Genomic DNA, 22,718 nt, shown 5'->3' on the forward strand with positions numbered 1-22,718 from the left:
CCCTCGGCCCGCTGCGCGCGACCGGTTTTTTCGTTTCGGTGCGCAAGCCCGAACTTTTCGTCTTCGGATTACTTACAGTCGCGGCAGCGAAGGACACATCCGCATGCGCATCAAGGCCTTCATCCAAGCCCACGAACACCCGCCCCTCTGGCGCTGGGTGTCGCTGCTGTACCTGATTTTCGCGTTCCTGCCGATGTTCTACTGGCCGACGGTGCCGCTGCGCGCGGTGTTGTTGTTCGCCGCCGCCGCGCTGACCTTCGTGGTGCTGTACTTCGCCCATCACTACGCGGCCTCGCGGCGCCGGCGTCTGGCCCTGACCCTGGCGGTGGCCGCGCTGGGCTTCGCCACCATGCCGATGGGCGCCGGCGCGGCCTACGTGATTTTCGCCGTCGGCATGGCCGCCGCCACGCTGTCGCCGTGGCGCGCGCTGCCGCTATGCGTGGTGCTGATGGCGATCGAGGCGGTGTGCTTCTACCGCTTCCTGCCGGCCGAGGCGATGCCGGTGTCGACCTACCTCATCAACGTGATCGTGGCGGCGATGGTGTTCGTCGGCGTCGTCAGCATCCGCAATCGCGAGCTGCGCAACGCCGAGCTGCGCCTGACCCAGGACGAAGTGCGGCGCCTGGCCAGCCTGGCCGAGCGCGAGCGCATCGGTCGCGATCTGCACGACGTGCTAGGCCACACCTTGTCGCTGGTGGTGCTCAAGACCCAGCTCGCCGCGCGCCTGTTCGAGCGCGACCCGCAGGGCGCGCGCGCCCAGATCGGCGAGGTCGAACGGGTCGCGCGCGAAGCGCTCACCCAGGTCCGCGAAGCGGTGGCCGGCATCCGCGCCAACGGCTTGCAGGCCGAACTGGCGGCCGCGCGCCTGGCCCTGCTCAGCGCGGAGATCAGCCTGGATCACCGGCTGGCGCCGGTCGAGATCCCCGAGAAGGTCGAAACCGCGCTGACGCTGGCGCTGCGCGAATCGGTGACCAATGTGCTGCGCCACGCCGGCGCGACCCGGGTTGAGGTCGAGTTGTTCGGCGAGAGCCGCGGCGGCCTGAGCCTGCTGATCGCCGACGACGGCCGCGGCGGCGCCGGCCGCGAGGGCCACGGCCTGACCGGCATGCGCGAACGCCTGCGCGAGGTCGGCGGCAGCGTCGAGATCGACAGCCCGATCGGCGCCGGCACGCGCCTGCGCCTGATCCTGCCGCGCGAGGCCCTGGCCGCCGCGCGCCGCGACGACGACACGCCGGCCTTGGCACGGACCTTCAGCGAGCGGGGCGCGGCATGATCCGACTGGTGCTGGCCGAGGATCAGGCGATGGTGCGCGGCGCGCTGGCCGCGCTGCTGAACCTGGAATCCGATCTGGAAGTGGTGGCCGCGGTCGGCGACGGCGAGGCGGCCTGGACGGCGGTGCAGCGGCTGCAACCCGATCTGCTGGTCACCGATATCGAGATGCCGCACATGACCGGCATCGAGCTGGCCCAGCGCCTGCGCGAATCCGGGCTGGAGACGCGGGTGGTGATCGTGACCACCTTCGGCCGCAGCGGTTATCTGCGCCGCGCACTGGATGCCGGCGTGCGCGGCTACCTGCTCAAGGACGCGCCCTCCGAACAACTGGCCGAGGCCTTGCGCCAGGTCCACCGCGGCGGCCGCGCGATCGATCCCCAGCTCGCGGTCGCGGCCTGGGGCGAGGAAGACCCGCTGACCGAACGCGAGCGCCAGGTCCTGCGCCTGGCGGGCGAGGGCGTGTCCACCGCCGAGATCGGCCAGCGCCTGCACCTGAGCCAGGGCACGGTGCGCAACTACCTGTCCGAGGCGATCGGCAAGCTCGGCGCCGGCAACCGCATCGAGGCCTATCGCCAGGCCCGCCAGAACGGTTGGCTGTAGCGCGGCGGGTTTCTTCTCTCGGCGCTGGTGCGGCTGGGACGCGTCGTCGATCGATGCGCAGGCTGTTTGTAGGAGCGGGGCGGGCTGCGACCGCGAATCCCAGCCACGTTGCTCGTTCCGGATTGGCCCGGCCTTCTGTGGGAGCGGCGTAAGCCGCGATGGCGAACTCCGGCTACGGCGCTGGCTGGGGTTTTGTTGAGATCTGCTGGTATCGGACTTCGGCTTTGGACCAAGGCCCTCCGCCTGCTGCGCGTGCGGGTCACTATGCTTTTGCTACTAGCTGCCTCCTTTGCTCCTAGCTCCCTCCTTTGTCAAAGGAGGGTTGGGGAGGATTTGCTGTTGCTTTGCTTTCGTCTTTTCCGACCGAAGGTCAAAGGCTTCCGCCTGCTGCGCATGCGGGTTACTTTCTCTTGCTAGCCCAAGAGAACGTAACCAAAGAGAAGGGCTAGCGTGACCAACCCTCCCCTGCGAGTTCGAGGCTTTCGCCGGGATTTTTCGAATGGACGTCCCTGTCCATTCGAAAAACKGAGCGCGGTGCTTTTGGACTTCAATGCCGCGGCAACGGCAACGGCAACGGTTGCGGGAGCAGGGCAGGGCAGGGCAGGGCAGGGAGGCGCCACGCCTTACGATGGGTGCCCCGAACGCTGGCTGCCCGGGGACCAGCGCCGGGCTTCTGAACCGGCCTCTGCGCCCGCTTTTGCCCCCGGGGCCTCTGGCGGCCGATAATGCCGGGCTTCCGGCGCCGTTGGCTGCCGGGGCCCAGCGCCCTCGACCGATGTCCGGTCTTATCGCTCCCGACCGCATAGCGGCTCTTCGCCGCCGACCAAGACCCGTCCGTTGAAAAAATCCGATTTCCATTACGAGTTGCCGCCGGAACTGATCGCCCAGGCCCCGCTGCCCGAACGCTCCGCCAGCCGCCTGCTGCTGGTGCCGCCGGCGCCGGCCGAGCTGGCCGACCGCAGCTTCCGCGACCTGCCCGAGTTGTTGGCGCCCGGCGACCTGCTGGTGTTCAACGACACCCGCGTGATCCCCGCGCGCCTGTACGGCCACAAGAGCAGCGGCGGGCGGGTCGAGATCCTGATCGAGCGCCTGCTAGGCGGCGCCCAGGCGCGCGCCCAGTTGGGCGTGAGCAAGTCGCCCAAGGCCGGCGCGCGCATCGCCCTGGATGCCGGCGGCGAGGCCGAGGTGCTGGACCGCGAGGGCGAGTTCTACCGCCTGCAGTTCCACCTCGACGGCCAGCCGCACGGCGATTCGCTGGAGAACTGGCTGCTGCACGCCGGCCGCCTGCCGCTGCCGCCCTACATCCAGCGCGAGCCCGGCAACGACGACGACGAGCGCTACCAGACCGTGTTCGCGCGCGAAGTCGGCGCGGTCGCGGCGCCCACCGCCGGTCTGCATTTCGATGAGGAGTTGCTGGCGCGCCTGCGCGAGCGCGGCGTCGAGTTCGGGCACGTCACTCTGCACGTGGGCGCGGGCACCTTCCAGCCGGTGCGCGTGGACAGCCTCGAGCAGCACGTGATGCACAGCGAATGGCTCAACGTCGGCGCCAGCCTGATCGAACAGATCCGCCGCACCCGCGCCGCCGGCGGCCGCGTGGTCGCGGTGGGCACCACCGTGGTACGCGCGCTGGAATCCGCGATGCGCCACGGCGGCGGCGCCGACGGCGAACTGCTTCCCTACGCCGGCGAGACCCGCTTGTTCATCCTGCCCGGCTACAAGATCCGTTCGGTCGACGCCCTGATCACCAACTTCCACCTGCCGGAGAGCACCCTGCTGATGCTGGTTTCCGCCTTCGCCGGCCGCGAACGCGTGTTCGCCGCCTACGCGCACGCGATCCGCGAGCGCTATCGCTTCTTCTCCTACGGCGACGCCATGCTGCTGCAGCCGGAGGTGGACGCGTGAGCGCTTTCCAAGTGGCGTGCCCGTCTGAATCGGCACTCGCCTTCCCCCCCTTTGAAAAAGGAGGGCAGCGGGGATTTGCTCCTACCCCAAACAAAAGCAAATCCTCCCCAACCCTTCTTTTCCAAAGGAGGGAGCGGAAATGAGCCGGATGTCCTTCGAATTGCTGGGCAACGACGGCGCCGCGCGGCGCGGACGCCTGACGTTTCCGCGCGGCACGGTGGAAACGCCGGCCTTCATGCCGGTGGGTACCTACGGCTCGGTCAAGGGCATCATGCCCGAGCACGTGCGCGCCCTCGGCGCCGAAATCATCCTCGGCAACACCTTCCATCTGTATCTGCGCCCGGGCCTGGACGTGATCGGCGACCACGGCGGCCTGCACGGATTCGCGCGCTGGAACGGCCCGATCCTGACCGACTCCGGCGGCTTCCAGGTGTTCTCGCTCGCGCACCGGCGCAAGATCACCGAGCAGGGCGTGACCTTCGCCTCGCCGGTGGACGGCAGCAAGGTGTTCCTGGGGCCGGAGGAGAGCATGCACATCCAGCGCGTGCTCGATTCCGACATTGTGATGATCTTCGACGAGTGCACGCCGTACCCGGCCACCGAGGAGGTCGCGCGCAAGTCGATGGAGCTGAGCCTGCGCTGGGCCGAGCGTTCCAAGAAGGCTCACGAGGGCAACGACGCGGCGCTGTTCGGCATCGTCCAGGGCGGCGTCCACCACGCGCTGCGCACGCGCTCGGCGGCCGGCCTCAAGGACTTGGGCTTCGACGGCTACGCGGTCGGCGGCCTGGCCGTGGGCGAGCCCGAGGCCGAGCGCAACGCCATGCTCGAGCACACCTGCCCGCAGCTGCCCGAGGACCGCCCGCGCTATTTGATGGGCGTGGGCCGGCCGGAGGATCTGGTCGAGTCGGTGGCGCGCGGCGTCGACATGTTCGATTGCGTGATGCCGACCCGCAACGCCCGCAACGGCCACTACTTCACCGCCGCCGGCACCGTGCGCGTGCGCAACGCCAAGTACGAGCGCGACCTGCGCCCGATCGAGGAGGGCTGCGACTGCTATGCCTGCGCCAACGGTTTCAGCCGCGCCTACCTGCGCCACCTGGACCGCTGCAACGAGATGCTGGGCCCGATGCTGGGCACCCTGCACAACCTGCGCTACTACCAGCGCCTGATGGCGCAGATGCGCGCGGCGATCGAGCAGGGAACCTTTGCCGCCTTCCGCGAGTCCTTCTACGCCGCACGCTTATAGAACACCGTTCGCCCGCAAGGCGGGCGAACCCTCTTTCCCCYTCTCCCGCTCGCGGGAGAGGGCAGGGGTGAGGGCCGCCCAAGGCRAGCGAACTCCGCTTCCCCGTCTCCCGCTCGCAGTGCGATCGGGCCGGGATGGGCAGGGGGAAAGGCTACCCGCCAGCGATCCTGAAGCCCCTCTACCGGGCCACCAGGACCGTCCGGCGGCAGCGGTCGCCAGGACGCTCGGGCCCGTCCCGGTCCCCTCGCGGCTCGCCAAAGCGTGCGCCAGGGCCCATTTCGGGCCCGCCCATGGCCGCCAGCCGGCCATGGCATAATCCCCGGCTATTTTCGTTTCAGGACTTTCGTAGATGAACCTGCTCGACCTTCTGATCGCCCCCGCTTACGCCCAGGCCGCGGCCGGTGCGCCCGCCGGCGGCGGACTGTTCGGCGGCGGCCTCGGCGGCCTGCTGATGCCCGTCGTCCTGATCGCGATCATGTACTTCCTGATGATCCGCCCGCAGATGAAGCGCGCCAAGGAACACCGCGCGATGCTGGAAAAGCTCTCCAAGGGCGACGAAGTGCTGACCAACGGCGGCATCGCCGGCACCGTGTCCGAGATCGGCGAGAGCTTCATCACCGTCGAAATCGCCGACAACGTGCGCATTCGCGTGCAGAAGGGCGCGATCGGCAACGTACTGCCCAAGGGCACCTTGAAGTCGGCCTAAGCCGACGCCACGACACATGAAGCACGGCGGCCGGGGTGGCCGCCGCAGGGGCAATCGATGCTGACTTACTCGCGCTGGAAATATCTGGCCATCCTCGTAGTGTTGCTGCTCAGCGCGCTGTATGCGTTGCCTAACGTATTCCCGCAGGACCCCTCGGTGCAGATCTCCTCTGCCCGCGGCGCCGCGGTGGACGAAGCGCTGCGCAAGCGCGTCGCCGACGTCCTGAGCAAGGCCAGCGTGCCGGCCAAGTCGGTGGCGATCGAGAAGGAAGGCACCCTGCTGGTGCGGCTGACCAACAACGACAGCCAGAACAAGGTCGCCAGCCTGTTGCGCGATCCGCTCGGCAGCGACTACGTGGTCGCGCTGAACCTGGCTTCGACCGTTCCGGGCTGGCTGGAGAAGATCAAGGCCAAGCCCATGCAGTTGGGCCTGGACTTGCAGGGCGGCGTGCACTTCCTGATGCAGGTCGACCAGAAGGCCGCGTTGGACAAGCGCCTGGATGCGACCGCCGAGGACGTGCGGGTCAGCCTGCGCGACGCCAACGTGCGTTACGAGTCGGTCGAGCGCCGCGCCAACAACAGCATCATCGCCACCGTCGGCAATGCCGCGGACGCCGACAAGGCGCGCCAGATCGTCGCCAAGGGCCAGCCGCTGCTGGTCCAGAACGTGGTCGGCAACACCGTCGAGATCCAGGTGCCCGAGGCCGAGCTGGCGCGCATGCAGGCCGAGGCGGTCGAGCAGAACGTCGGTACCCTGCGCAACCGCATCAACTCGCTGGGCGTGGCCGAGCCGATCATCCAGCGCCAGGGCACCGACCGCATCGTGGTCCAGCTGCCCGGCATCCAGGACACCGCCCAGGCCAAGCGCATCCTCGGCGCCACCGCCACGCTGGAGTACCGCGGCGTGGTCGAGGGCGACGCCCAGGAAGCGCTGCGTAGCGGCAGCGTGCCGCCGGAGGCGCGCATCTACTTCCGCCGCGAGACCGGCCCCGACGGCAAGCCGATTCCGATCCTGCTCAACAAGCGCGTGATCGCCTCCGGCGACCAGCTGATCGGCGCCACCGCCGCGTTCGACTCGCAAAGCGGCACTCCCGCGGTGCAGATCCGCCTGAACGGCGTCGGCGGCCAGCGCATGTTCGACTACACCACCGAGCACGTCGGCAAGCCGATGGCGGTGGTCTACATCGAGCGCATCCCCGAGGTGCGCACGGTCGACGGCAAGGAAGTGCGCTCGACCCGGATCAGCGAGGAAGTGATCAACGTCGCCACCATCCAGGGCGTCTTCAGCAAGGAATTCAATACCAACGGCCTGGAGAGCCAGCAGGAAGCCTCCGACCTGGCCCTGCTGCTGCGCGCCGGCTCGCTGGCCGCGCCGATGGACTTCATCGAAGAGCGCATCGTCGGCCCCAGCCTGGGCGCCGAGAACGTCGCGCGCGGCCTGAAGGCGGTGAGCTTCTCGTTCGCCTTCGCCCTGATCTTCTTCCTGATCTACTACCGCATGTTCGGCGTCATCACCTGTCTGGCGCTGCTGATCAACCTGCTGATGGTGGTCGCGCTGATGTCGCTGTTCGGCGCCACCATGACCTTGCCCGGCCTGGCCGGCATCGCCTTGACGGTGGGTATGTCGGTCGACGCCAACGTGCTGATCAACGAACGAATAAGAGAGGAGCTGCGCGCCGGCTTGCCGCCGCAGGCGGCGATCGCCAGCGGCTACGAACACGCCTCGGGCACCATCATCGACGCCAACGTCACCGCCTTCCTCGCCGGCCTGGCGATGGCGGTGTTCGGCACCGGTCCGCTGCGCGGTTTCGGTATCACCCTGATGCTCGGCATCGCCACCTCCGCCTACACGGCGGTGTCTGTGTCGCGCGGTATCGCGACGCTGATCTACGGCGGTCGTCGCAAGCTGAAAACGATCGCGATCTGACGGAGCACGCGACATGAAACCCTTCAACGTGTTCCCTTATGGCAGCAACATCGATTTCCTGCGCCTGCGCTGGGTGTCGATGGCGGTTGCGGGCCTGATCATGCTGGTCGCGATCGGCGCGATCGCGGTCAAGGGCTTCAACTTCGCCCTGGACTTCACCGGCGGCACCAGCGTCGAGTTGAGCTTCGCCAAGCCGGTCGACGTCGACGGCATCCGCACGCGCCTGGACGAAGCCGGCTACGCCGGCGCCCAAGTCCAGACCTTCGGCACCGGCAACGAGCTGCTGATCCGCCTGCAGCCTAAAAGCGGCAGCGCCAAGGACTCCAACAACACCATCAACGAAGTGCAGTCGATCGCGTCCACGCCCGGCAACCCGGGCAAGATCAAGGGCGGCGGCTACGTCGGCCCGCAGGTCGGTCGCGATCTGGCCGCCAACGGCATCTGGGCGCTGCTGTTCGTGGTGGTCGGCTTCCTGATCTACATCTCGTTCCGCTTCGAGAAGAAGTTCGCGGTGGCCGCGGTGCTGACCACCCTGCACGACGTGGTGGTGGTGGCGGGCTGGTTCGCCCTGTTCGGCAACGAGTTCGACCTGACCGTGCTGGCCGGCATCCTGTCGGTGATGGGCTACTCGATCAACGACACCATCGTGGTGTTCGACCGCGTGCGCGAGAACTTCCGCACCATGCGCGCCGATCCGGAAACCATCCTCAACAAGTCGATCAACCAGACCCTGTCGCGTACGGTGATCACCTCGTTCGTGGCTTTCCTGACCGTGTTCGCGTTGTACCTGTACGGCGGCGGTTCGCTGGAAGGCATGGCGATCTCGCAGATGCTGGGTATCGTGATCGGCACCCTGTCGTCGATCTTCGTGGCCTGCCCGCTGCTGACCATGGGCTGGCTCAAGGTCACCAAGCAGGACCTGATGCCCAAGGCCAAGGACGAGGCGGCGCTGGCGCGTCGTCCCTGAGTCCCGCGTCGGGGCTTCGGCCCCAGGCAACGAAAAGGCCGCGCAGATGCGCGGCCTTTTCGTTTGCGTCGAGGCATAGCGTCTAGGCATAGCGGCGGGCGTCGCAGAGGGAAGGCGTGAGCGAGTGACGCGCGCCTCCGGGGCTTTCTGTGGGAGCGGCGTAAGCCGCGATAGCGAGAACGCGCGCGGCCGCGCGACTGGCATCGCCATGCGAGGCAGGCCTGCGGATGCCATCGGCTCTATGCGGCTACGCCGGCAATCGATCGCGGCTTACGCCGCTCCCACAGGAGGCTGCGCCGCTCCCACAGAAGGCGTGAGCCGGCTTTGGGGTAGGAGCGGCGTGAGCCGCGACCTGGAGCTGCGACAGCATCGAAACCCGCGCGCTGGTCGGAATTCGCGATCGCGGCTTACGCCGCTCCCACAGGAGGCTGCGCCGCTCCTACAGGGGGCATGGGTCGAGAGGGAGCAGGCGGGCTGCGGCTATCCTTGCGGCAACGAAAAAGGCCGCGCAATCGCGCGGCCTTTGCGTTCGCGGCTTTGCGGCGCCGGGTTCAGTCGAACGCGGCCGCGTATCCGGTGTTGACGATGCGGTTCTGCAGGGCGTCGCAGACCTTGAGGTTGCCGGCGACCAGCTGGCGGCCGATGGTGCCGCGCGCGTCCATGGGGCCGGTGCCGCGACCACGGAAGTCGCAGACCTTGCCGCCGGCCTCGCGCACCATCAGGGCGCCGGCGGCGATGTCCCAGGGCTTCACCCCGGCCTCGAAATAGGCGTCGGCGCGGCCGCAGGCCACATAGGCCAGGTCCAGCGCGGCCGAACCGGTGCGGCGGATGTCCTCGGCCTCGGTCAGCAGCGAGTCCACGCACTTGAGGTGGGCGCTGGCGCGCGGGCGCTCGCGCGGCGGGAAGCCGGTGACGATCATGGCGCCGTTGAGATCCTTGCGCTCGGCCACGCGCACGCGCTTCTCGTTGAGCTGGACGCCGCTGCCGCGGCTGGCGGTGAACAGCTCGTTGCGCAGCGGATCGAAGATCACGCCGTGGATCGGCTCGCCGCCCTCGACCAGGGCGATCGAAACGCAGTAGTGGGGGATGCCGCGCAGGTAGTTGCTGGTGCCGTCCAGGGGATCGATGACCCAGGTGTAGCGGCCGCTGCCGATCGAGCCGTTCTCTTCGCCGAGGATGGCGTAGTCGGGCGTGGAACGGCGGAATTCCTTGATGATCTCGGCCTCGGCCAGGCCGTCGACTTCGCTGGCGTAGTCCATCCGGTCCTTCTCGACCACGTTCAGCGCGTCCAGCCGGTACATGTGGCGGAGCAACACGTTGCCGGCGGCGCGGGCGGCCTTGACCATGAGGGTAACGGCGGGTTTCTGCATGGCGAACGGCCTCGGGAACGGAGGTGGGGGACGGGCTGGCGGGCTGAAAGAACGAACCGGCGCTATGGCCGGGGCGGGGAGTTTACCATTGCGCATGGCGAACGATCCCAATCCAGACCAAACGCCCTTGTTGGCACGGCTGCGCATCGTGCTGGTGGGCACCCAGCACCCCGGCAACATAGGCTCCGCGGCCCGCGCGATGAAGACCATGGGCCTGTCCCGGCTGGTGCTGGTCGCGCCCGAAAAGGCCCCCAATCACGAGTCCGCGGCCCTGGCCGCGGGCGCCGACGACGTGCTCGCGGCCGCGGTCGTGTACCCGACCCTGGCCGAGGCCCTGACCGACTGCCGGCTGGTGCTGGGCTGCACCGCGCGCAATCGCCGGGTCCAGCTGGAGCAGTACGACCCGCGCGAGGCCGCCGGCCGCATGCTGGCCGAGGCCGGCGGCGGCGCCGAGGTGGCGCTGGTGTTCGGGCGCGAGCGCACCGGCCTGGAAAACGAGGAGCTGCAGCTGTGCCACGCCGCCGTGCATATCCCGGCCAATCCGGGCTACAGCTCGCTGAACCTGGCCGCGGCGGTGCAGGTGCTGGCCTACGAGCTGCGTATGGCCGCGCTCGCGGCCGCGCCGGCGGCGCCCGCGCCCGCCCGCTCCGATCCGCCGGCCTCGCACGCGCAACTGGAGGGCTTCTTCAGCCAGCTCGGCGAGACCCTGGACGCGATCGACTTCCACAAGGGCCGCGCGCCCGAATCGGCGCTGCGCAAGCTGCGCCGGCTGTTTCTGCGCGCCGATCTGGACGAGCGCGAAGTGCGCCTGCTGCGCGGCATCCTCGCCGACGCCGAGCGCATGGCCATGCTGGCCGGGCAGCGCCGTTGACAGCGGGGCGGCCTGGCCGGGTCCCGGTGGTATCGGCCAGGGCCGGTTTCGATTACGCTGCGGCGGGCAGTCCCGATGAGTCACTTTCTTGATCGCTAGCGCGCGTTGCATCGCTGTCCTGCTCGGGCTCGCGTTGGCGGTCGCGGGACTGTCGGTGCCGGTTCCCGCGCAATCGGCCGACAGCGACGCCCGCGGCGTGCTGGTGCTGGGCCGGATCAGCGACGACCCCAAGGCCCATTACGAACAGCTCAAGCCGCTGCTGGACTACGTGGTCCCGCGCATGGCCGACGTCGGTATCCGCGAGGGCCGGATCCTGATGGCCAAGGACTCGCAGCAGATGGCCAGCTATCTGCGCCGCGGCCGGGTCGATTGGGTCACCGAAACCGCCGGCACCGCGATGCTGCTCAAGCAGCGCGCCGATGCCCGTCCCCTGCTGCTGACCGAGCGCGACGGCACCAGCCACTACCACAGCGTGTTCTTCGCCCGTCGCGACAGCGGCCTGCGCTCGCTGGACGATCTGCGCGGCCACAGCGTCGCCTTCCAGCGCCCGTCCTCGACCAGCGCCTACTTCGTGCCGGTCGCCGAGCTGCTGGACCGCGGCCTGAGCCTGGAGATCCTGCTGTCGCCGACCGACCGCATCGAACACGGCGAGGTCGGCTACCTGTTCGCGCGCTCTGAGCTCAACATCTCGACCTGGGTGCACAAGCGCCTGGTCGATGTCGGCGTGATGAGCAATCTGGACTGGGACAACCCGCGCCGGATGCCGCCCGCGTTCCGCCGCGACATGATCGAGATCGGCCGCACCGGCGATTACCCGCGCGCGGTCGAAGTGGTGCGCGGCGACCTCGACCCGCGCGTCGAGGCGCGCTTGCGCGAGGTGCTGCTGGATGCGGCCGGCGATCCGGATGCCGGCGAGGCCCTGCTGCGCTTCTTCAAGACCACCCGCTTCATGCCGATCGACCCGGCATCGGCCAAGGCCCTGCAGCGCATCGGCAACGGTGTCGCGCAAGTCCGGTCGGAGGTCGAATGAAGTTGCGCTTCGGCTTGCAGGCCAAGTTCCTGGTCATGATGGCCTTGGCCATGCTGGTCGTGCTGGCGCTGATCGCGCTGCTGCTCAACCGCCAGGAGCGCATGCAGCGCGAAGTGGTCGGCGTCAGCCGCGAAGCCATGAGCGGCATGATCGCCGACAACCTCAAGCGGCACAGCGAGGGCATGGTCGCGCAACTGGCCGAATCGCTGGCCAACCCGCTGTACTACTTCGATCTGGACGCGGTCGGCGTGCTCAGCCGCGCGACCCTGCGCAACCCTGGCATCAGCTACGTGCTGGTGTACGACAACGACGGCAACATCGTCCACGACGGCAGCGAGGAAATTCCGAGCTACGGCAAGCGCATGGACGATCCGATGGCCTACGAGGTGATCGCCGCGCGCAAGCTGCACACCCAGTCCAGCGACATCGTGATGGACGTGTCGGCGCCGATCATGATCGGCAACGAGCGCCTGGGCGGCGTGCGCGTGGGCTACGACCTCAAGACCGTGCACCAGTTCCAGGACCAGGCCCTGGGCGACCTGCGCGGCCGACTGGACGCGCTGGCCCAGCAGCACATGATCTGGATCGGCTTGCTGGCGGCCGGCCTGCTCGCGCTGGGCGCGCTGATGGTCTATCTGATTCAGCGCTTCCTGGTCCAGCCGATCCGCCAGCTCGCCGACGCCTCGATGGAAATCGAGGCCGGCCATTTCGACACCAGCACGCCGGCCAGCAATCGCCACGACGAAGTCGGCGACCTGATGCGCGCGTTCGGGCGCATGAGCCAGAGCCTGGCGCGCCACGATCGCGACATCCGCCGCATGGCCTACACCGACGCGCTGACCGGCCTGGCCAACCGCCTGGCGTTCCGCGAGACCCTGGACCAGCGCCTGCTGCAGCTGCGCGGCGCCGGGCGCCAACTCGGCCTGCTGTTCGCCGACATCGACGACTTCAAGCGCGTCAACGACACCCTGGGCCACGACGCCGGCGACGATGTGCTGTTGCAGTTCGCCAACCGCATCCAGGAAACCGTGAACCGCCTGGGCGGAGAGGGCGCGCTGCTGGCGCGCTTTGGCGGCGACGAGTTCGTGATCCTGGTCCAGGACGGCGACGGCCACGAGGGCGGGGTACGCGCGCGCGCCAGCCATCTGGCCGACGTGCTGGTGGCCGAGCTCGGCCAGCCCATCGTGGTCCACGACCGCCAGGTCTTCCTGGGCACCTCGATCGGCGTGACCCTGTTCCCCGAGGACGCCTCCGGCGCGACCTCGCTGATGAAGAACGGCGACATCGCCATGTACCAGGCCAAGGTCGCGGGCAAGAACTGCTATCGCTTCTACAGCCGTGCCATGGACCAGGCGGTGGAGCGCCGCGTGCACCTGGAGCACGAGCTGCGCGGCGCCTGGGACCGCGGCGAACTCAGCCTGGTCTACCAGCCGGTGTACCGCCTCGGCGACGGGGCCATGGTCGGCGCCGAAGCGCTGCTGCGTTGGCGCCATCCCGAGCAGGGCCTGGTCGCGCCGTCGGTATTCATCGACGTGGCCGAGCAGAGCGGACTGATCGAAACCCTGGGCCCGCAGGTGTTGCGCGCGGCCTGCCAGGACGCGGTGCGCTGGCAGCACGCGCGCCCGGGCGCGGAACCGCTGTTCGTCTCGGTCAACGTCTCGCCGCGCCAACTGCGCACCGGCGATCTGCCCAATGTGGTCGCGGCCTGCCTGCACGAAACCGGCCTGCCCGCGCAGCGTCTGCACCTGGAGCTGACCGAAACCGCGGTGATCGGCGACGAGATCCACGCCAGCAGCCTGCTCGCGCGCCTGCGTTCGACCGGGGTGAAGGTGTGGCTGGACGATTTCGGCACCGGCTTCTCCGGCCTCAGCCATCTGCGCCGGGTACCGGTGGACGGGGTCAAGATCGACCGCAGCTTCATCGCCGACGTGCTGCGCGACCCGGACGACCTGGCCCTGACCACGGCGATCATCGCCATGGCGCATTCGCTGGGCATCACCGTGGTCGCCGAGGGCGTGGAGAAGGAAGGCCAGTACGCGGTGCTGCGCGAACGCGGCTGCGACCTCGCCCAGGGCTATTGGCTGGGCCACCCGGTGGGCGCGGAAGAGTTTCTGACGCTGTTGGGTTGATCGCGATCGCTGCGGCCTTGGCCGAAGCCTCACTGCAAGCGATCGATCCAGCCGCCGATCAGCGTCGCCAGGCTGCCCGAGAGCACGCCGAACACCGCCACCGCGATCGCGCCCATGCCCCAGGCCACGGCCATCAGGCGGCCGTCGCGTTCCAGCAAGGCGAACGCGAACAGCAGCAGCAAGCCACCGAACAGGAAGTTGGTGAACGGGATCGGCAGCGACAACAGCAGGCCCAGCAGCACCAGCAGCAGGCCGGTGAACGCGCTCGCGACGCGGTGATCGAGCAGACCGGTCGCGCGCGGGCGGACCACGCGCTCCAGGCGGGTCAGCCAGGGCGAGAGCAGGTTGCGGAAGCGCGCCATCGCCTGCCGGTGCGGGCCGCGCCGGGCCAGGAAGCCCGGCAACCAGGGCTTGCGCAGACCGATCAGCAGCTGCGCGCCGATCAGCATCACCAGCGGCCCGCTGACCGCGCCGCCCACGCCCGGGATCGGAATGAAGGCCGGGATGGTGGAGACGAACAGCAGCATGCCGAAGGAGCGATCGCCCAGGCCGGCCAGCACATCGCCCAGGCGCAAGACCTCGGCGGGGTCGCCCGTCGCGAAGTCGTCGAGTAGCGCGCGCGTGCCGGCTTCCTGCGCCGGCGGCTTGCGATCAACCGGAGGCGTCATCGGCCACCGGTTCCTGAGCGTCCTCGCGCGGCGCGGCGATGCGTTGCAGCAGCAGCTTGTCGATGCGCGGCCCGTCGAGGTCCACCACTTCAATCCGCCACACGCTCCAGTCGAAATGCTCGCCGACGTGCGGGATGCGGCCGAAGCGCGCGATGACCATGCCGGCGGCGGTGTGGAAGTCGTGCTCGTCCTCACCCGGCAGGCGGCCGCCGCCGACCAGCTCGCGCAGGTCTTCCAGCGCCAGCGAACCGTCGAGCAGGTAGGAGCCGTCGGAGCGTTCGACCACCGGTGCTGCGTCGTCGTCGGTCTCGTTGTTCTGGATGCGGCCGATCACCGCGCCCATCAGATCGTTGACCGTGACCAGACCGGTGACGTCGCCGTATTCGTCCACCACCAGCGCCAGCGACAGCTGCTCCTCGCGGAAGATCTCCAGCAACTTCAGGGCATGGGTGGATTCGGACACGAATAGCGGCGGGCGCAGGTGGGTGAACAGCTCCGGCGCGGTCTGGTCCAGGCGGTCCAGCAGCGACTTGACCTCGAGCACGCCGAGCACGTCGCTGTCGCCGCCGCGGTAGACCGGATAGCGCGAATAAGCGTTCTCGCGCATGGTCTCCAGGTTCTGCGCGAAGCTGGTGTTGGCATCCAGCCAGGCGATGCGGGTGCGCGGCGTCATCAGGCTCTCGGCGGTGCGGTCGCCCAGACTGAGCACGCGGTTCATCATCTTGCGTTCGTCGGCGTCGATCACGCCCTGCTCGTGGCTTTCGGTCACCAGCAGGCGGATCTCTTCTTCGCTGATCTCGCTGCGGGCGTCGTCCTTGATGCCCAGGATGCGCAGCACCAGGCGGTTGATCGCGCCCAGCGCCTTCACCGCCGGCCGCGCGCCGCGCGACAGGCCGTACAGCGGGATCGCGACCGCGCTGGCGATGCGCTCGGGATTGGTCAGGGCCAGGCGCTTGGGGATCAGCTCGCCGAAGATGACCTGGGCGGCGGTGATCAGCGCCATCGCGGTGCCGATGCCGATCGGACGCGCGTACTGCGAGAAGTCGCCGGACAGCAGATGACCGAGCCAGCCGGTGATGACCAGGCCGATCGACTCGCCGCCGAAATAGCCGGTCAGCACGCCGATGCCGGTGATGCCGATCTGCACGGTCGACAGCAGGTTGTCCGGATGCTCGGCCAGCGCCAGCGCGGTGCGTGCGCCGCGGCTGGTCTCCGCCATCTGTTTCAGGCGCAGCTTGCGCGAGGTCATCAGCGACATCTCCGACAAGGCGAAGAAGGCGTTGAGCACGATCAGCGCAGCGACGATCAGCAGCTCGAGCATGCGGGCTGCTCCATCGAGGGGTCAGGGGCGGGGATGCCGGGGGCGTGAGCGGTAGACCGCGGGCCGGACAGGGGGGCCGCGCTAACGCGGGCGGGCGATGTTGGGTCGTCGTCCATGGGGCAGGGTGGGCGGGGGATGCGCGGCCCCGATCTTAACAGGCGCCGCCGCGCCGGCCGCGTGAGCGGTGGGTGAGGGGCCCCGGCCGGGCGGTTTTCGCCCGTTTCGGGGCACAGGCCGGCGCGAAAGACGGGCGCGTTCGCCATCAAACCGTCATAATCGCGCCCGCACAACCACCCCGGGCCGGTCGCGGCCGGCATTCAGAGGCTTTCACGCATGTTCTCGCTGCAGACCATCTTCGGCTCCGGCCAGCAGTTCTACACCCTGCTAGACGAGGCCGCCCAGGCCGCCTACGACAGCACCAAGGCACTGCACGCCATGATGAAGGCCGCCGACCGTCAGCCGGCCCTGGACGCCTTCAAGCTGGCCCGCCAGCGCGAGCGCGCGACCTCGGACAAGATCAGCCACGCCCTGGTCGACAGCTTCATCACCCCGATCGAGCGCGAGGACATCGAGTCGCTGGGCTCGGCCCTGTACAAGATCCCCAAGCAGGTCGAGAAGTTCGCCGACCGCTATTCGCTGGCGATCCAGCACCTGGACGGCATCGACTTCGCGCCGCGCGCGGCGATGCTGGAGCAGGCCGCCGCGGTGGTGGTGGAGATGGTCCACGACCTGCAGAAGATGAACATCGACCGCATGACCGAGCTCAACGAGAAGCTGCGCTCGCTGGAGAACGAGGCCGACCGTCTGATGCTGGAGCTGTACCGCGACATCTATTCCGGCCGCCTGGACAACCTGCAGATGTTCCTGCTCAAGGAGTTCTTCGAGATTCTGGAGAAGGCCATCGACCGCTGCCGCGAAGCCGGCGTGGTGGCCTACCAGATCGTGCTGAAGAACAGCTGAGGCCTCCCTCGTGATGCTGACTCTGGTCCTAGTGGTGATCCTGGCCGCGCTCGTATTCGAGTTCATCAACGGTTTCCACGACACCGCCAACTCGATCGCCACGGTGGTGGCGACCAAGGTGCTGACCCCCGGCCAGGCGATCATGCTGGCCGCCAGCACCAACCTGATCGGCGCATTCATGGGCACCGCGGTCGCCAAGACCATCGCCTCGGGCCTGATCGATACCGAGGTCGTCAACGTGACCTCGCAGGTGCTGATCTGCACCTTGCTGGGCGCGATCATCTGGAACCTGATCACCTGGTGGCGCGGCCTGCCGTCGTCGTCCTCGCACGCGCTGATCGGCGGCCTGTGCGGCGCCGCGCTGGCGGCCTCGCACAACAACTGGACCGCGCTGATCTGGTCCAAGGCCGGCGACGGCGACTGGGCCAGCAACAAGGGCCTGCTGTGGAAGGTGGTGGTGCCCATGATCACCTCGCCGCTGGCGGGCTTCCTGCTGGGCGTGAGCATCATCGCCCTGCTGTACCTGATCATCTCCTCGATGATGAAGGCCGGCGGCCCGCTGGCGAAGCTGGCCAAGCCGCGTTGGGTCAACGCCTTCTTCGGTAAGGCCCAGCTGGTGTCCGCCGCCTACATGGGCCTGGCCCATGGCCGCCAGGACGCGCAGAAGACCATGGGCATCATCGCCCTGTCGATTTTCGGCGCGCAGTCGTCCGGCATCCTCAACGACCTGCCGGCCTGGCTGTCGTTCCTGCATCCGGACGGCGGCAAGGACGACATCGACACCTGGGTGATCGCCACCTGCGCCCTGGTCATGGCCGCGGGTACCGCCGCCGGCGGCTGGCGCATCATCAAAACCCTGGGCCACAAGATGGTGAAGCTGCAGACCATCGACGGCTTCGCGGCGGAAACCGCGTCGGCGACCATCCTGGTCACGGCCGCGCATTTCGGCATGCCGGTGTCCACCACCCACAGCATTTCCACCGCGATCATGGGCGTGGGTTTCGCCAAGAACCCGCGCAAGCTCAAGCTGGGCGTGATCGAACGCATCGTGTGGGCCTGGATCCTCACCATCCCGGCCGCCGGCGGCATCGCCTACGGCCTGTGGCGCCTGATCGAGGCCTTGGGCTGGGCCTGATGCCGGCACGACGATGAAACGAAAAAGCCCGCAGCGATGCGGGCTTTTTCGTGGCCTTGTTTCCTGCGGGAGCGGCGTCCCACAGGGGGTTCCTTTGGTCATGAGCCGCGATCGCGTCACCGCGCTGGCCGGCGCGATCGCCGCTCACGCCGCTCCCACAGAAGGCGGATGCGCAGCCCGACCAGGCGTCGCGGTGGCCGCGTCTCTTACAGCAGGTCGCCGTCGGCCGACAGCATGCGCTCCATGCGGTCGCCCAGGCCGCCGATCTCCAGCACCAGGCGGTCGATCTCGGACGCGGCCAGGCCTTCCAACGGGCGGTTCTCGCACAACTGCAGATAGGGCACCCCGTCGAGGTCGCCGATGGCGAGGTAGCCGACGTGGCTTTGCCAGTTGAAGATCAGGGCGCGGCGCGCGTCCAGGCCGGTGGTGGGCGCGATCGCGGTGCTCACGCGCAGGAACGGGCGCTGGTCGTCGTCCTCCAACTCGGACAGGAAGATAGCCTGGTGGCGGGTGCCCTGTTCCAAGGACAGCTCGATGCACAGCACCCCGTCGTCGTGCAGGGTGAGGTGGAAGCCGGACTGGGTAAGGTGCTTGCGGATTTGTTCGAATTTCATGGTCTGCTCCCTGCGGGCTTCTTTGTTCGTACGACGTGGCTATGCTAACCCTCATGGACTCCGAGGTCGCCGCCCAACGCATCCTCGCCGCGATCCGCGCCATTCCCAAGGGCGAGGTCGCTGGCTATGGCGAAGTCGCCCGCCGCGCCGGCCTGCCCGGGCGCGCGCGCCTGGTCGCGCGCCTGCTCAGCCAGAACGACGACCCCCAACTGCCCTGGCACCGCGTGCTGCGCTCGGACGGCCGGATCGCCCTGCCGGAAGGCTCCAAGGGCTACCGCGAGCAGTGCCAGCGCCTGCGCGGCGAGGGCCTGCGGGTGGAAGGCGGGCGGGTGCTCGGCGTTCGCGCCGCCGCGACGCTGGATGCCCAAATCTGGGGGCCGCCGGACTGACCCCGGCGTGGCCGTGAACGGTGGGACCGCAAGATCCGCGCGGGTCCGCGTCCAGCGGCTAACATAGGCGTATCCCCCGGGAGTTCAGATGTTCCGCAATCTGCCGCGCGTCACCAAGCTGCTGCTGCTCGTCAATATCGCGGTGTTCGTCCTGCAATGGCTGCTGGAATACAGCGAGCTCGGGCGCGTCGTCCTCGACTATCTCCAGCTCTGGCCGATCGGCTCGGGCGAGGTCTACGGCGGCGCCGGCTTCATGCCCTGGCAGCTGTTCACCTACGGTTTCCTGCACGGCAATTTCGGCCACCTGCTGTTCAACCTGATCCCGATCCTGATGTTCGGCGCGATGATCGAACACCAGTGGGGCGAGCGCCGTTATCTGACCTATTACCTGGTCTGCATCGTCGGCGCCGGTCTGTGCCAGCTGGCGTTGACCAGCGCCTTGCTGCACTACTACGGCTACGCGGTCACCACGGTCGGCGCGTCGGGCGCGGTCTACGGCCTGATCGTCGCGTTCGCGCTGCTGTTCCCGAACCAGAAGGTCACCATGCTGCCGCTGCCCATCATCCTGAAGGCGCGGACCTTGGCGATCGTGTACGCGAGCATCGCGCTGGCCTACGGCATCTTCGGCACCCGCGAGGGCGTCGCCCATTTCGCCCATCTGGGCGGCATGCTGTTCGGCTGGTTGCTGATCCGCTACTGGCAGGGACGGCCGCCGTTCGGCCGCCGCCCGCCCAAGAAGAAGCGTTCGCACCTGCGCGTGGTCCACTGATCCGGCGGCGCCGGATCAGAAGTTCGGGCGCAGCCGCACCTGTTCCAGCTCGCGCCGCACCGATCGCCAGAACCAGGTCGGCGCGATCCAGGTGTAGAGGCAGAGGCCCAGCCAAAGATAGGACAGCGGCCCGATCAGCTGCTTGTGGCCGTGCTCGTCCAGCGCGATCAGGGTGATCTGGTAGGCCAGGAACATGCCCAGCAGCAACACCACCGCGCGGCCCCTGGACCCCGCCGACACATAGCTCTGGAAGCGCCACCACAGCCCCAGCAGCCAGTTCTGGCGGGCCTTGATCGCGCCCAGCAGGGTCAGCGCCTGCTCGTCCATCGGATCGATCTGCAGGGCCCAGGCGGCGTGCTCGCGCGCGGACTCGACATCGCCCTGGGCGAGCGCGCAATGGCCGAGCACGCACAGCGCCTCGACATGGTCGGGCTCGAAGCTCAGGACTTCGCGCGCCCAGCGTTCGGCCTGGATGCGATCGCCGCTTTGGAATTCCAGCCAGGCGCGCAGGGCCAGGTAGTCGCTGTCGTCGGGATCGAGTTCGCAGGCGCGGCGATTGTGTTCCCGGGCTTGCGCCTCGCGGCCCCAGGCCAGGTCCAGGCGCGCATAGCTGTCGTACACGGCCGCGACATCCGGATACAGCGAGCGCGCCGTTTCCAGATGCGCCTGCGCCTGCGGGAGCCGGCGCTGGGCGATCGCCACGTCGGCGGCCACCAACTGCGCCGCCAGCGATTCGGGCTCGTCCTCGATCGCGCGTCGGGCCTCGATCGCGGCCGCGTGCGGGCGCTTGCGCCTGAGCAGGCAGCGCGCGAGCAGGGCATGCGCGTCGGCGTCGTTGGGGTCCTCGCTCAGCCGCTGCACCAGCGTGTTCATGGCCGCGTCGATCTGGCCTTGGCGCAACTGCCGCAAGGCCAGCTCGAACAGGCGGGCGCCGTCGTCGATATCGTTCATCGCAGCATCGCTCCCAGCCAGGCCGGCCAAGTCTGGGTCGCCAGAAAACCGCGACCGATCACCGCGATCAGCAGCAACACCGGCAAGCCGTTGCGGGCGACGCCGCCGTAGTGTTCCCAGATCTCGAAGCAGCGCGCCTGCATCATGTAGATCGCGTAGGCGATCGCCAGCTTCAGCGTGACGATGGACAGGGCGGCGTAGCGCAACTCCGCGCCCTGCAGCCAGCCCGCGCGCGCCAGGCTATCCAGGCCGAGAACCAGCCCCGCGCTGCCGAGCAGGCCGATCGCGACGCAGGCCCATTCGCGCGCGCGGGTCGGGCTGCCCAGGGCCAGACCGTTCAGCACGAACCAGGCCAGACCGAAGGCGTTGCCGCCCAGCATCAGCGCCAGCAGGGGCCACATCGGGTCGACCGCGTAGCGCGCCAGGCCCGACGGCAGCGGCTCGTCCGGCAAACGATAGGCGGCGGCCGTCATTCCCCGGCCCCGTGCTGTTTCAGGAAGTCCAGGACTTCGTCGTACTGCCCGCCCTGGTTGGCGTAGCGCGCATGGTTGCGCGCGGTGGTCAGCCATTCCAGCGTGGTGGCGCGGGTTTGCTTGTGCGCCTCGCGCAGGTGCGCCAGCGTCAGCGGCATTTCGCGGCCGGCGTCGATCGATTGCTCGATGGCCTCGTCGACGGCGGTCTCGACCAGGTTGCGCAGGTCGGCGCCCGAGTAGCCCGAGGTGAGCTTGGCGATGGCGCTGCCGTCGATGGCGTCGGCGATCGGCCGACCCTGCAATTGCAGGTCGAGGATGGCGCGGCGCGCGCCTTCGTCCGGCGGCGGCACGAACAGCACGCGGTCGAAGCGGCCGGGCCGGCGGAACGCGGCGTCGACCGCCCAAGGCACGTTGGTCGCGCCCAGGATCAGCACACCATGGTTGTTCTGCGCGAAGCCGTCGAGCTCGGTCAGGAACTGGCTGACCAGCTTGGCCGAGGTGGCCTCGCGCGTGTGCTGGCGCTTGCCGCCGATGGCTTCGATCTCGTCGAAGAACAGCACCGACGGGGCGGTGCGCCGCGCCTGTTCGAAGATGGCGTGGAGCTTGCGCTCGGATTCGCCGATGAACATGTCCAGCACGTCGGTGATGGCGACGTTGTAGAACTTGGCGCCGCATTCGCCGGCGGTGGCGCGCGCCAGCAGGGTCTTGCCGCAGCCTGGCGGCCCGTACAGCAGGATGCCGCCGCCGGAGCGGCGCTTGAAACGTTCGAACAGCGAGGGTTTCAGGAACGGGGTGATGATGCGGCGCCGGATCTGGTGCTTGACCTGATCCAGCCCGCCCACGTCGGCGAAGCTCACGCGCTCGGCCGACGGCTGCACCAGCCGCGCCAGATCGTAGGGATCGGTATCGTCGTTGGCGATGCTGGCTTGCGCGCGGCCGCGCACATCGGCCAGCGACACCACCTTGCCGCTCAGCGAGGCCGCCAGGGCCGGATCTTCCAGCGCCGGGTTCAGGGCGATCGCGCGCTCGTAACAGGCGCGGGCCTCGTCGCGGCGTCCCTCGGCCATCGCCACGCGCGACTGCGCGAGCAGGGCCGGCGCGGAGTCCGGCGGCGACAGGCGCAGCACGTAGTCGGTGTCGCCGGCGTCGAGCAACAGGCGCGCGGCCGCGCCGCGGCGGCTGTCGTCGATCGACAGCGCGGCTTGGCACAGGTCGATGGCTTCGCGCAAAGCGGCGGGGTCGTTGGCGGCGATGCAGGCGTCGACGACCAATCCCTGCAAGACCGCGTTGTCGGGGCTGGCGCGCAGGGCGTTGAGCAGGTCGTGCGTAGGGGCGTTGGGCATGGGCGATCGGACGGGCTCGGCGTCCTCTAGCCTAAATCAACGGGCGCGCTTGCGGCGCTGGTTGGAGGCGCCCGCT

At 68.8% G+C, this 22,718-nt stretch carries 21 protein-coding genes; 14 read left to right on the forward strand and 7 right to left on the reverse strand.

Annotation, left to right across the window (positions count from 1 at the left end):
• The first annotated feature begins 103 nt into the window (after window positions 1-103).
• The 7 genes from ASD69_RS18450 to secF all read left to right on the forward strand — a co-directional run bounded on the left by ASD69_RS18450 (window position 104) and on the right by secF (window position 8,619).
• Window positions 104-1,273, forward strand: coding sequence for a sensor histidine kinase (locus tag ASD69_RS18450; RefSeq protein ID WP_056181848.1), 1,170 nt, complete (start codon window positions 104-106; stop codon window positions 1,271-1,273).
• The gene (locus tag ASD69_RS18455; RefSeq protein ID WP_056181851.1) at window positions 1,270-1,872 is read left to right on the forward strand and encodes a response regulator transcription factor; all 603 of its coding nucleotides are present in this window, start codon (window positions 1,270-1,272) and stop codon (window positions 1,870-1,872) included. Before ASD69_RS18450 ends, ASD69_RS18455 begins: the two co-directional genes overlap by 4 nt.
• An 837-nt stretch (window positions 1,873-2,709) precedes the next feature.
• Window positions 2,710-3,774 carry a tRNA preQ1(34) S-adenosylmethionine ribosyltransferase-isomerase QueA gene (queA, locus tag ASD69_RS18460; RefSeq protein WP_056181854.1) on the forward strand — a complete coding sequence of 355 codons (1,065 nt, stop codon included), beginning with the start codon at window positions 2,710-2,712 and terminating at the stop codon, window positions 3,772-3,774.
• A gap of 139 nt (window positions 3,775-3,913) precedes the next feature.
• Entirely contained in the window at window positions 3,914-5,020 is a 1,107-nt protein-coding gene (gene tgt, locus ASD69_RS18465) for a tRNA guanosine(34) transglycosylase Tgt (RefSeq protein ID WP_056181857.1), read from the forward strand.
• A gap of 349 nt (window positions 5,021-5,369) precedes the next feature.
• Window positions 5,370-5,726, forward strand: a complete 357-nt coding sequence (gene yajC, locus ASD69_RS18470) for a preprotein translocase subunit YajC (protein ID WP_056181860.1) — start codon at window positions 5,370-5,372, stop codon at window positions 5,724-5,726.
• A 57-nt stretch (window positions 5,727-5,783) separates the two neighbouring features.
• The gene (secD, locus tag ASD69_RS18475) at window positions 5,784-7,652 is read left to right on the forward strand and encodes a protein translocase subunit SecD (protein ID WP_056181864.1); all 1,869 of its coding nucleotides are present in this window, start codon (window positions 5,784-5,786) and stop codon (window positions 7,650-7,652) included.
• Between the two features lie 13 nt (window positions 7,653-7,665).
• Window positions 7,666-8,619: a protein translocase subunit SecF gene (gene secF, locus ASD69_RS18480; protein ID WP_056181866.1), complete on the forward strand. Its 954-nt coding sequence runs from the start codon at window positions 7,666-7,668 to the stop codon at window positions 8,617-8,619.
• Window positions 8,620-9,170: 551 nt separating this feature from the next.
• Here the strand turns inward: secF and ASD69_RS18485 are convergent.
• Window positions 9,171-9,989 (reverse strand): inositol monophosphatase family protein, encoded by an 819-nt coding sequence (locus tag ASD69_RS18485; protein ID WP_056181868.1) that lies wholly within the window; start codon window positions 9,987-9,989, stop codon window positions 9,171-9,173.
• A 94-nt stretch (window positions 9,990-10,083) separates the two neighbouring features.
• Between ASD69_RS18485 and ASD69_RS18490 the strand changes: the two genes are divergently transcribed.
• From ASD69_RS18490 to ASD69_RS18500, 3 genes are all read left to right on the forward strand, one after another.
• Window positions 10,084-10,860 (forward strand): RNA methyltransferase, encoded by a 777-nt coding sequence (locus tag ASD69_RS18490; RefSeq protein ID WP_056181872.1) that lies wholly within the window; start codon window positions 10,084-10,086, stop codon window positions 10,858-10,860.
• Window positions 10,861-11,008: 148 nt separating this feature from the next.
• Window positions 11,009-11,890 carry a phosphate/phosphite/phosphonate ABC transporter substrate-binding protein gene (locus ASD69_RS18495; protein WP_235567270.1) on the forward strand — a complete coding sequence of 294 codons (882 nt, stop codon included), beginning with the start codon at window positions 11,009-11,011 and terminating at the stop codon, window positions 11,888-11,890.
• Complete coding sequence (locus ASD69_RS18500) at window positions 11,887-14,019, forward strand: EAL domain-containing protein (protein ID WP_056181876.1); 2,133 nt, start codon at window positions 11,887-11,889, stop codon at window positions 14,017-14,019. Before ASD69_RS18495 ends, ASD69_RS18500 begins: the two co-directional genes overlap by 4 nt.
• Window positions 14,020-14,048: 29 nt before the next feature.
• Here ASD69_RS18500 and ASD69_RS18505 read toward each other — a convergent pair whose 3' ends face one another.
• On the reverse strand, window positions 14,049-14,687 hold the full coding sequence (locus tag ASD69_RS18505; protein WP_056181879.1) for an exopolysaccharide biosynthesis protein: 639 nt from the start codon (window positions 14,685-14,687) through the stop codon (window positions 14,049-14,051).
• Window positions 14,671-16,008 (reverse strand): hemolysin family protein, encoded by a 1,338-nt coding sequence (locus tag ASD69_RS18510; protein WP_056181882.1) that lies wholly within the window; start codon window positions 16,006-16,008, stop codon window positions 14,671-14,673. Before ASD69_RS18510 ends, ASD69_RS18505 begins: the two co-directional genes overlap by 17 nt.
• A 333-nt stretch (window positions 16,009-16,341) precedes the next feature.
• On the opposite strand from ASD69_RS18510, the gene ASD69_RS18515 reads away from it, so the two are divergent.
• On the forward strand, window positions 16,342-16,968 hold the full coding sequence (locus ASD69_RS18515; RefSeq protein ID WP_056181884.1) for a DUF47 family protein: 627 nt from the start codon (window positions 16,342-16,344) through the stop codon (window positions 16,966-16,968).
• A 13-nt stretch (window positions 16,969-16,981) separates the two neighbouring features.
• On the forward strand, window positions 16,982-18,103 hold the full coding sequence (locus tag ASD69_RS18520; RefSeq protein ID WP_056181887.1) for an inorganic phosphate transporter: 1,122 nt from the start codon (window positions 16,982-16,984) through the stop codon (window positions 18,101-18,103).
• 206 nt (window positions 18,104-18,309) lie between these two features.
• Here the strand turns inward: ASD69_RS18520 and ASD69_RS18525 are convergent, their stop codons facing one another.
• Window positions 18,310-18,717: a hypothetical protein gene (locus tag ASD69_RS18525; RefSeq protein WP_056181890.1), complete on the reverse strand. Its 408-nt coding sequence runs from the start codon at window positions 18,715-18,717 to the stop codon at window positions 18,310-18,312.
• Window positions 18,718-18,758: 41 nt separating this feature from the next.
• Between ASD69_RS18525 and ASD69_RS18530 the strand changes: the two genes are divergently transcribed.
• On the forward strand, window positions 18,759-19,106 hold the full coding sequence (locus ASD69_RS18530) for an MGMT family protein (RefSeq protein ID WP_056181894.1): 348 nt from the start codon (window positions 18,759-18,761) through the stop codon (window positions 19,104-19,106).
• 88 nt (window positions 19,107-19,194) lie between these two features.
• Window positions 19,195-19,875: a rhomboid family intramembrane serine protease gene (locus tag ASD69_RS18535; RefSeq protein WP_056181897.1), complete on the forward strand. Its 681-nt coding sequence runs from the start codon at window positions 19,195-19,197 to the stop codon at window positions 19,873-19,875.
• 15 nt (window positions 19,876-19,890) lie between these two features.
• Here the strand turns inward: ASD69_RS18535 and ASD69_RS18540 are convergent, their stop codons facing one another.
• The 3 genes from ASD69_RS18540 to ASD69_RS18550 are packed head-to-tail and all read right to left on the reverse strand — an operon-like array spanning window position 19,891 to window position 22,642.
• The gene (locus ASD69_RS18540) at window positions 19,891-20,826 is read right to left on the reverse strand and encodes a tetratricopeptide repeat protein (protein ID WP_056181900.1); all 936 of its coding nucleotides are present in this window, start codon (window positions 20,824-20,826) and stop codon (window positions 19,891-19,893) included.
• Window positions 20,823-21,299 (reverse strand): hypothetical protein, encoded by a 477-nt coding sequence (locus ASD69_RS18545; RefSeq protein ID WP_056181902.1) that lies wholly within the window; start codon window positions 21,297-21,299, stop codon window positions 20,823-20,825. The genes ASD69_RS18540 and ASD69_RS18545 overlap by 4 nt, the downstream gene beginning before the upstream one ends.
• On the reverse strand, window positions 21,296-22,642 hold the full coding sequence (locus ASD69_RS18550) for an ATP-binding protein (RefSeq protein WP_056181905.1): 1,347 nt from the start codon (window positions 22,640-22,642) through the stop codon (window positions 21,296-21,298). Before ASD69_RS18550 ends, ASD69_RS18545 begins: the two co-directional genes overlap by 4 nt.
• Window positions 22,643-22,718: the final 76 nt, after the last annotated feature.

It is taken from the genome of Lysobacter sp. Root604 (assembly GCF_001427505.1).
Classification (GTDB): domain Bacteria; phylum Pseudomonadota; class Gammaproteobacteria; order Xanthomonadales; family Xanthomonadaceae; genus Lysobacter.

Coding starts and splice junctions, on each gene's coding strand:
- ASD69_RS18525 (WP_056181890.1), bottom strand. CDS start 18,717: ATGAAATTCGAACAAATCCGCAAGCACCTTACCCAGTCCGGCTTCCAC.
- tgt (WP_056181857.1), top strand. CDS start 3,914: ATGAGCCGGATGTCCTTCGAATTGCTGGGCAACGACGGCGCCGCGCGG.
- ASD69_RS18500 (WP_056181876.1), top strand. CDS start 11,887: ATGAAGTTGCGCTTCGGCTTGCAGGCCAAGTTCCTGGTCATGATGGCC.
- ASD69_RS18545 (WP_056181902.1), bottom strand. CDS start 21,299: ATGACGGCCGCCGCCTATCGTTTGCCGGACGAGCCGCTGCCGTCGGGC.
- ASD69_RS18450 (WP_056181848.1), top strand. CDS start 104: ATGCGCATCAAGGCCTTCATCCAAGCCCACGAACACCCGCCCCTCTGG.
- ASD69_RS18535 (WP_056181897.1), top strand. CDS start 19,195: ATGTTCCGCAATCTGCCGCGCGTCACCAAGCTGCTGCTGCTCGTCAAT.
- ASD69_RS18550 (WP_056181905.1), bottom strand. CDS start 22,642: ATGCCCAACGCCCCTACGCACGACCTGCTCAACGCCCTGCGCGCCAGC.
- secF (WP_056181866.1), top strand. CDS start 7,666: ATGAAACCCTTCAACGTGTTCCCTTATGGCAGCAACATCGATTTCCTG.
- ASD69_RS18515 (WP_056181884.1), top strand. CDS start 16,342: ATGTTCTCGCTGCAGACCATCTTCGGCTCCGGCCAGCAGTTCTACACC.
- ASD69_RS18520 (WP_056181887.1), top strand. CDS start 16,982: ATGCTGACTCTGGTCCTAGTGGTGATCCTGGCCGCGCTCGTATTCGAG.
- ASD69_RS18530 (WP_056181894.1), top strand. CDS start 18,759: ATGCTAACCCTCATGGACTCCGAGGTCGCCGCCCAACGCATCCTCGCC.
- ASD69_RS18485 (WP_056181868.1), bottom strand. CDS start 9,989: ATGCAGAAACCCGCCGTTACCCTCATGGTCAAGGCCGCCCGCGCCGCC.
- ASD69_RS18455 (WP_056181851.1), top strand. CDS start 1,270: ATGATCCGACTGGTGCTGGCCGAGGATCAGGCGATGGTGCGCGGCGCG.
- secD (WP_056181864.1), top strand. CDS start 5,784: ATGCTGACTTACTCGCGCTGGAAATATCTGGCCATCCTCGTAGTGTTG.
- ASD69_RS18540 (WP_056181900.1), bottom strand. CDS start 20,826: ATGAACGATATCGACGACGGCGCCCGCCTGTTCGAGCTGGCCTTGCGG.
- ASD69_RS18490 (WP_056181872.1), top strand. CDS start 10,084: ATGGCGAACGATCCCAATCCAGACCAAACGCCCTTGTTGGCACGGCTG.
- yajC (WP_056181860.1), top strand. CDS start 5,370: ATGAACCTGCTCGACCTTCTGATCGCCCCCGCTTACGCCCAGGCCGCG.
- ASD69_RS18505 (WP_056181879.1), bottom strand. CDS start 14,687: ATGACGCCTCCGGTTGATCGCAAGCCGCCGGCGCAGGAAGCCGGCACG.
- ASD69_RS18510 (WP_056181882.1), bottom strand. CDS start 16,008: ATGCTCGAGCTGCTGATCGTCGCTGCGCTGATCGTGCTCAACGCCTTC.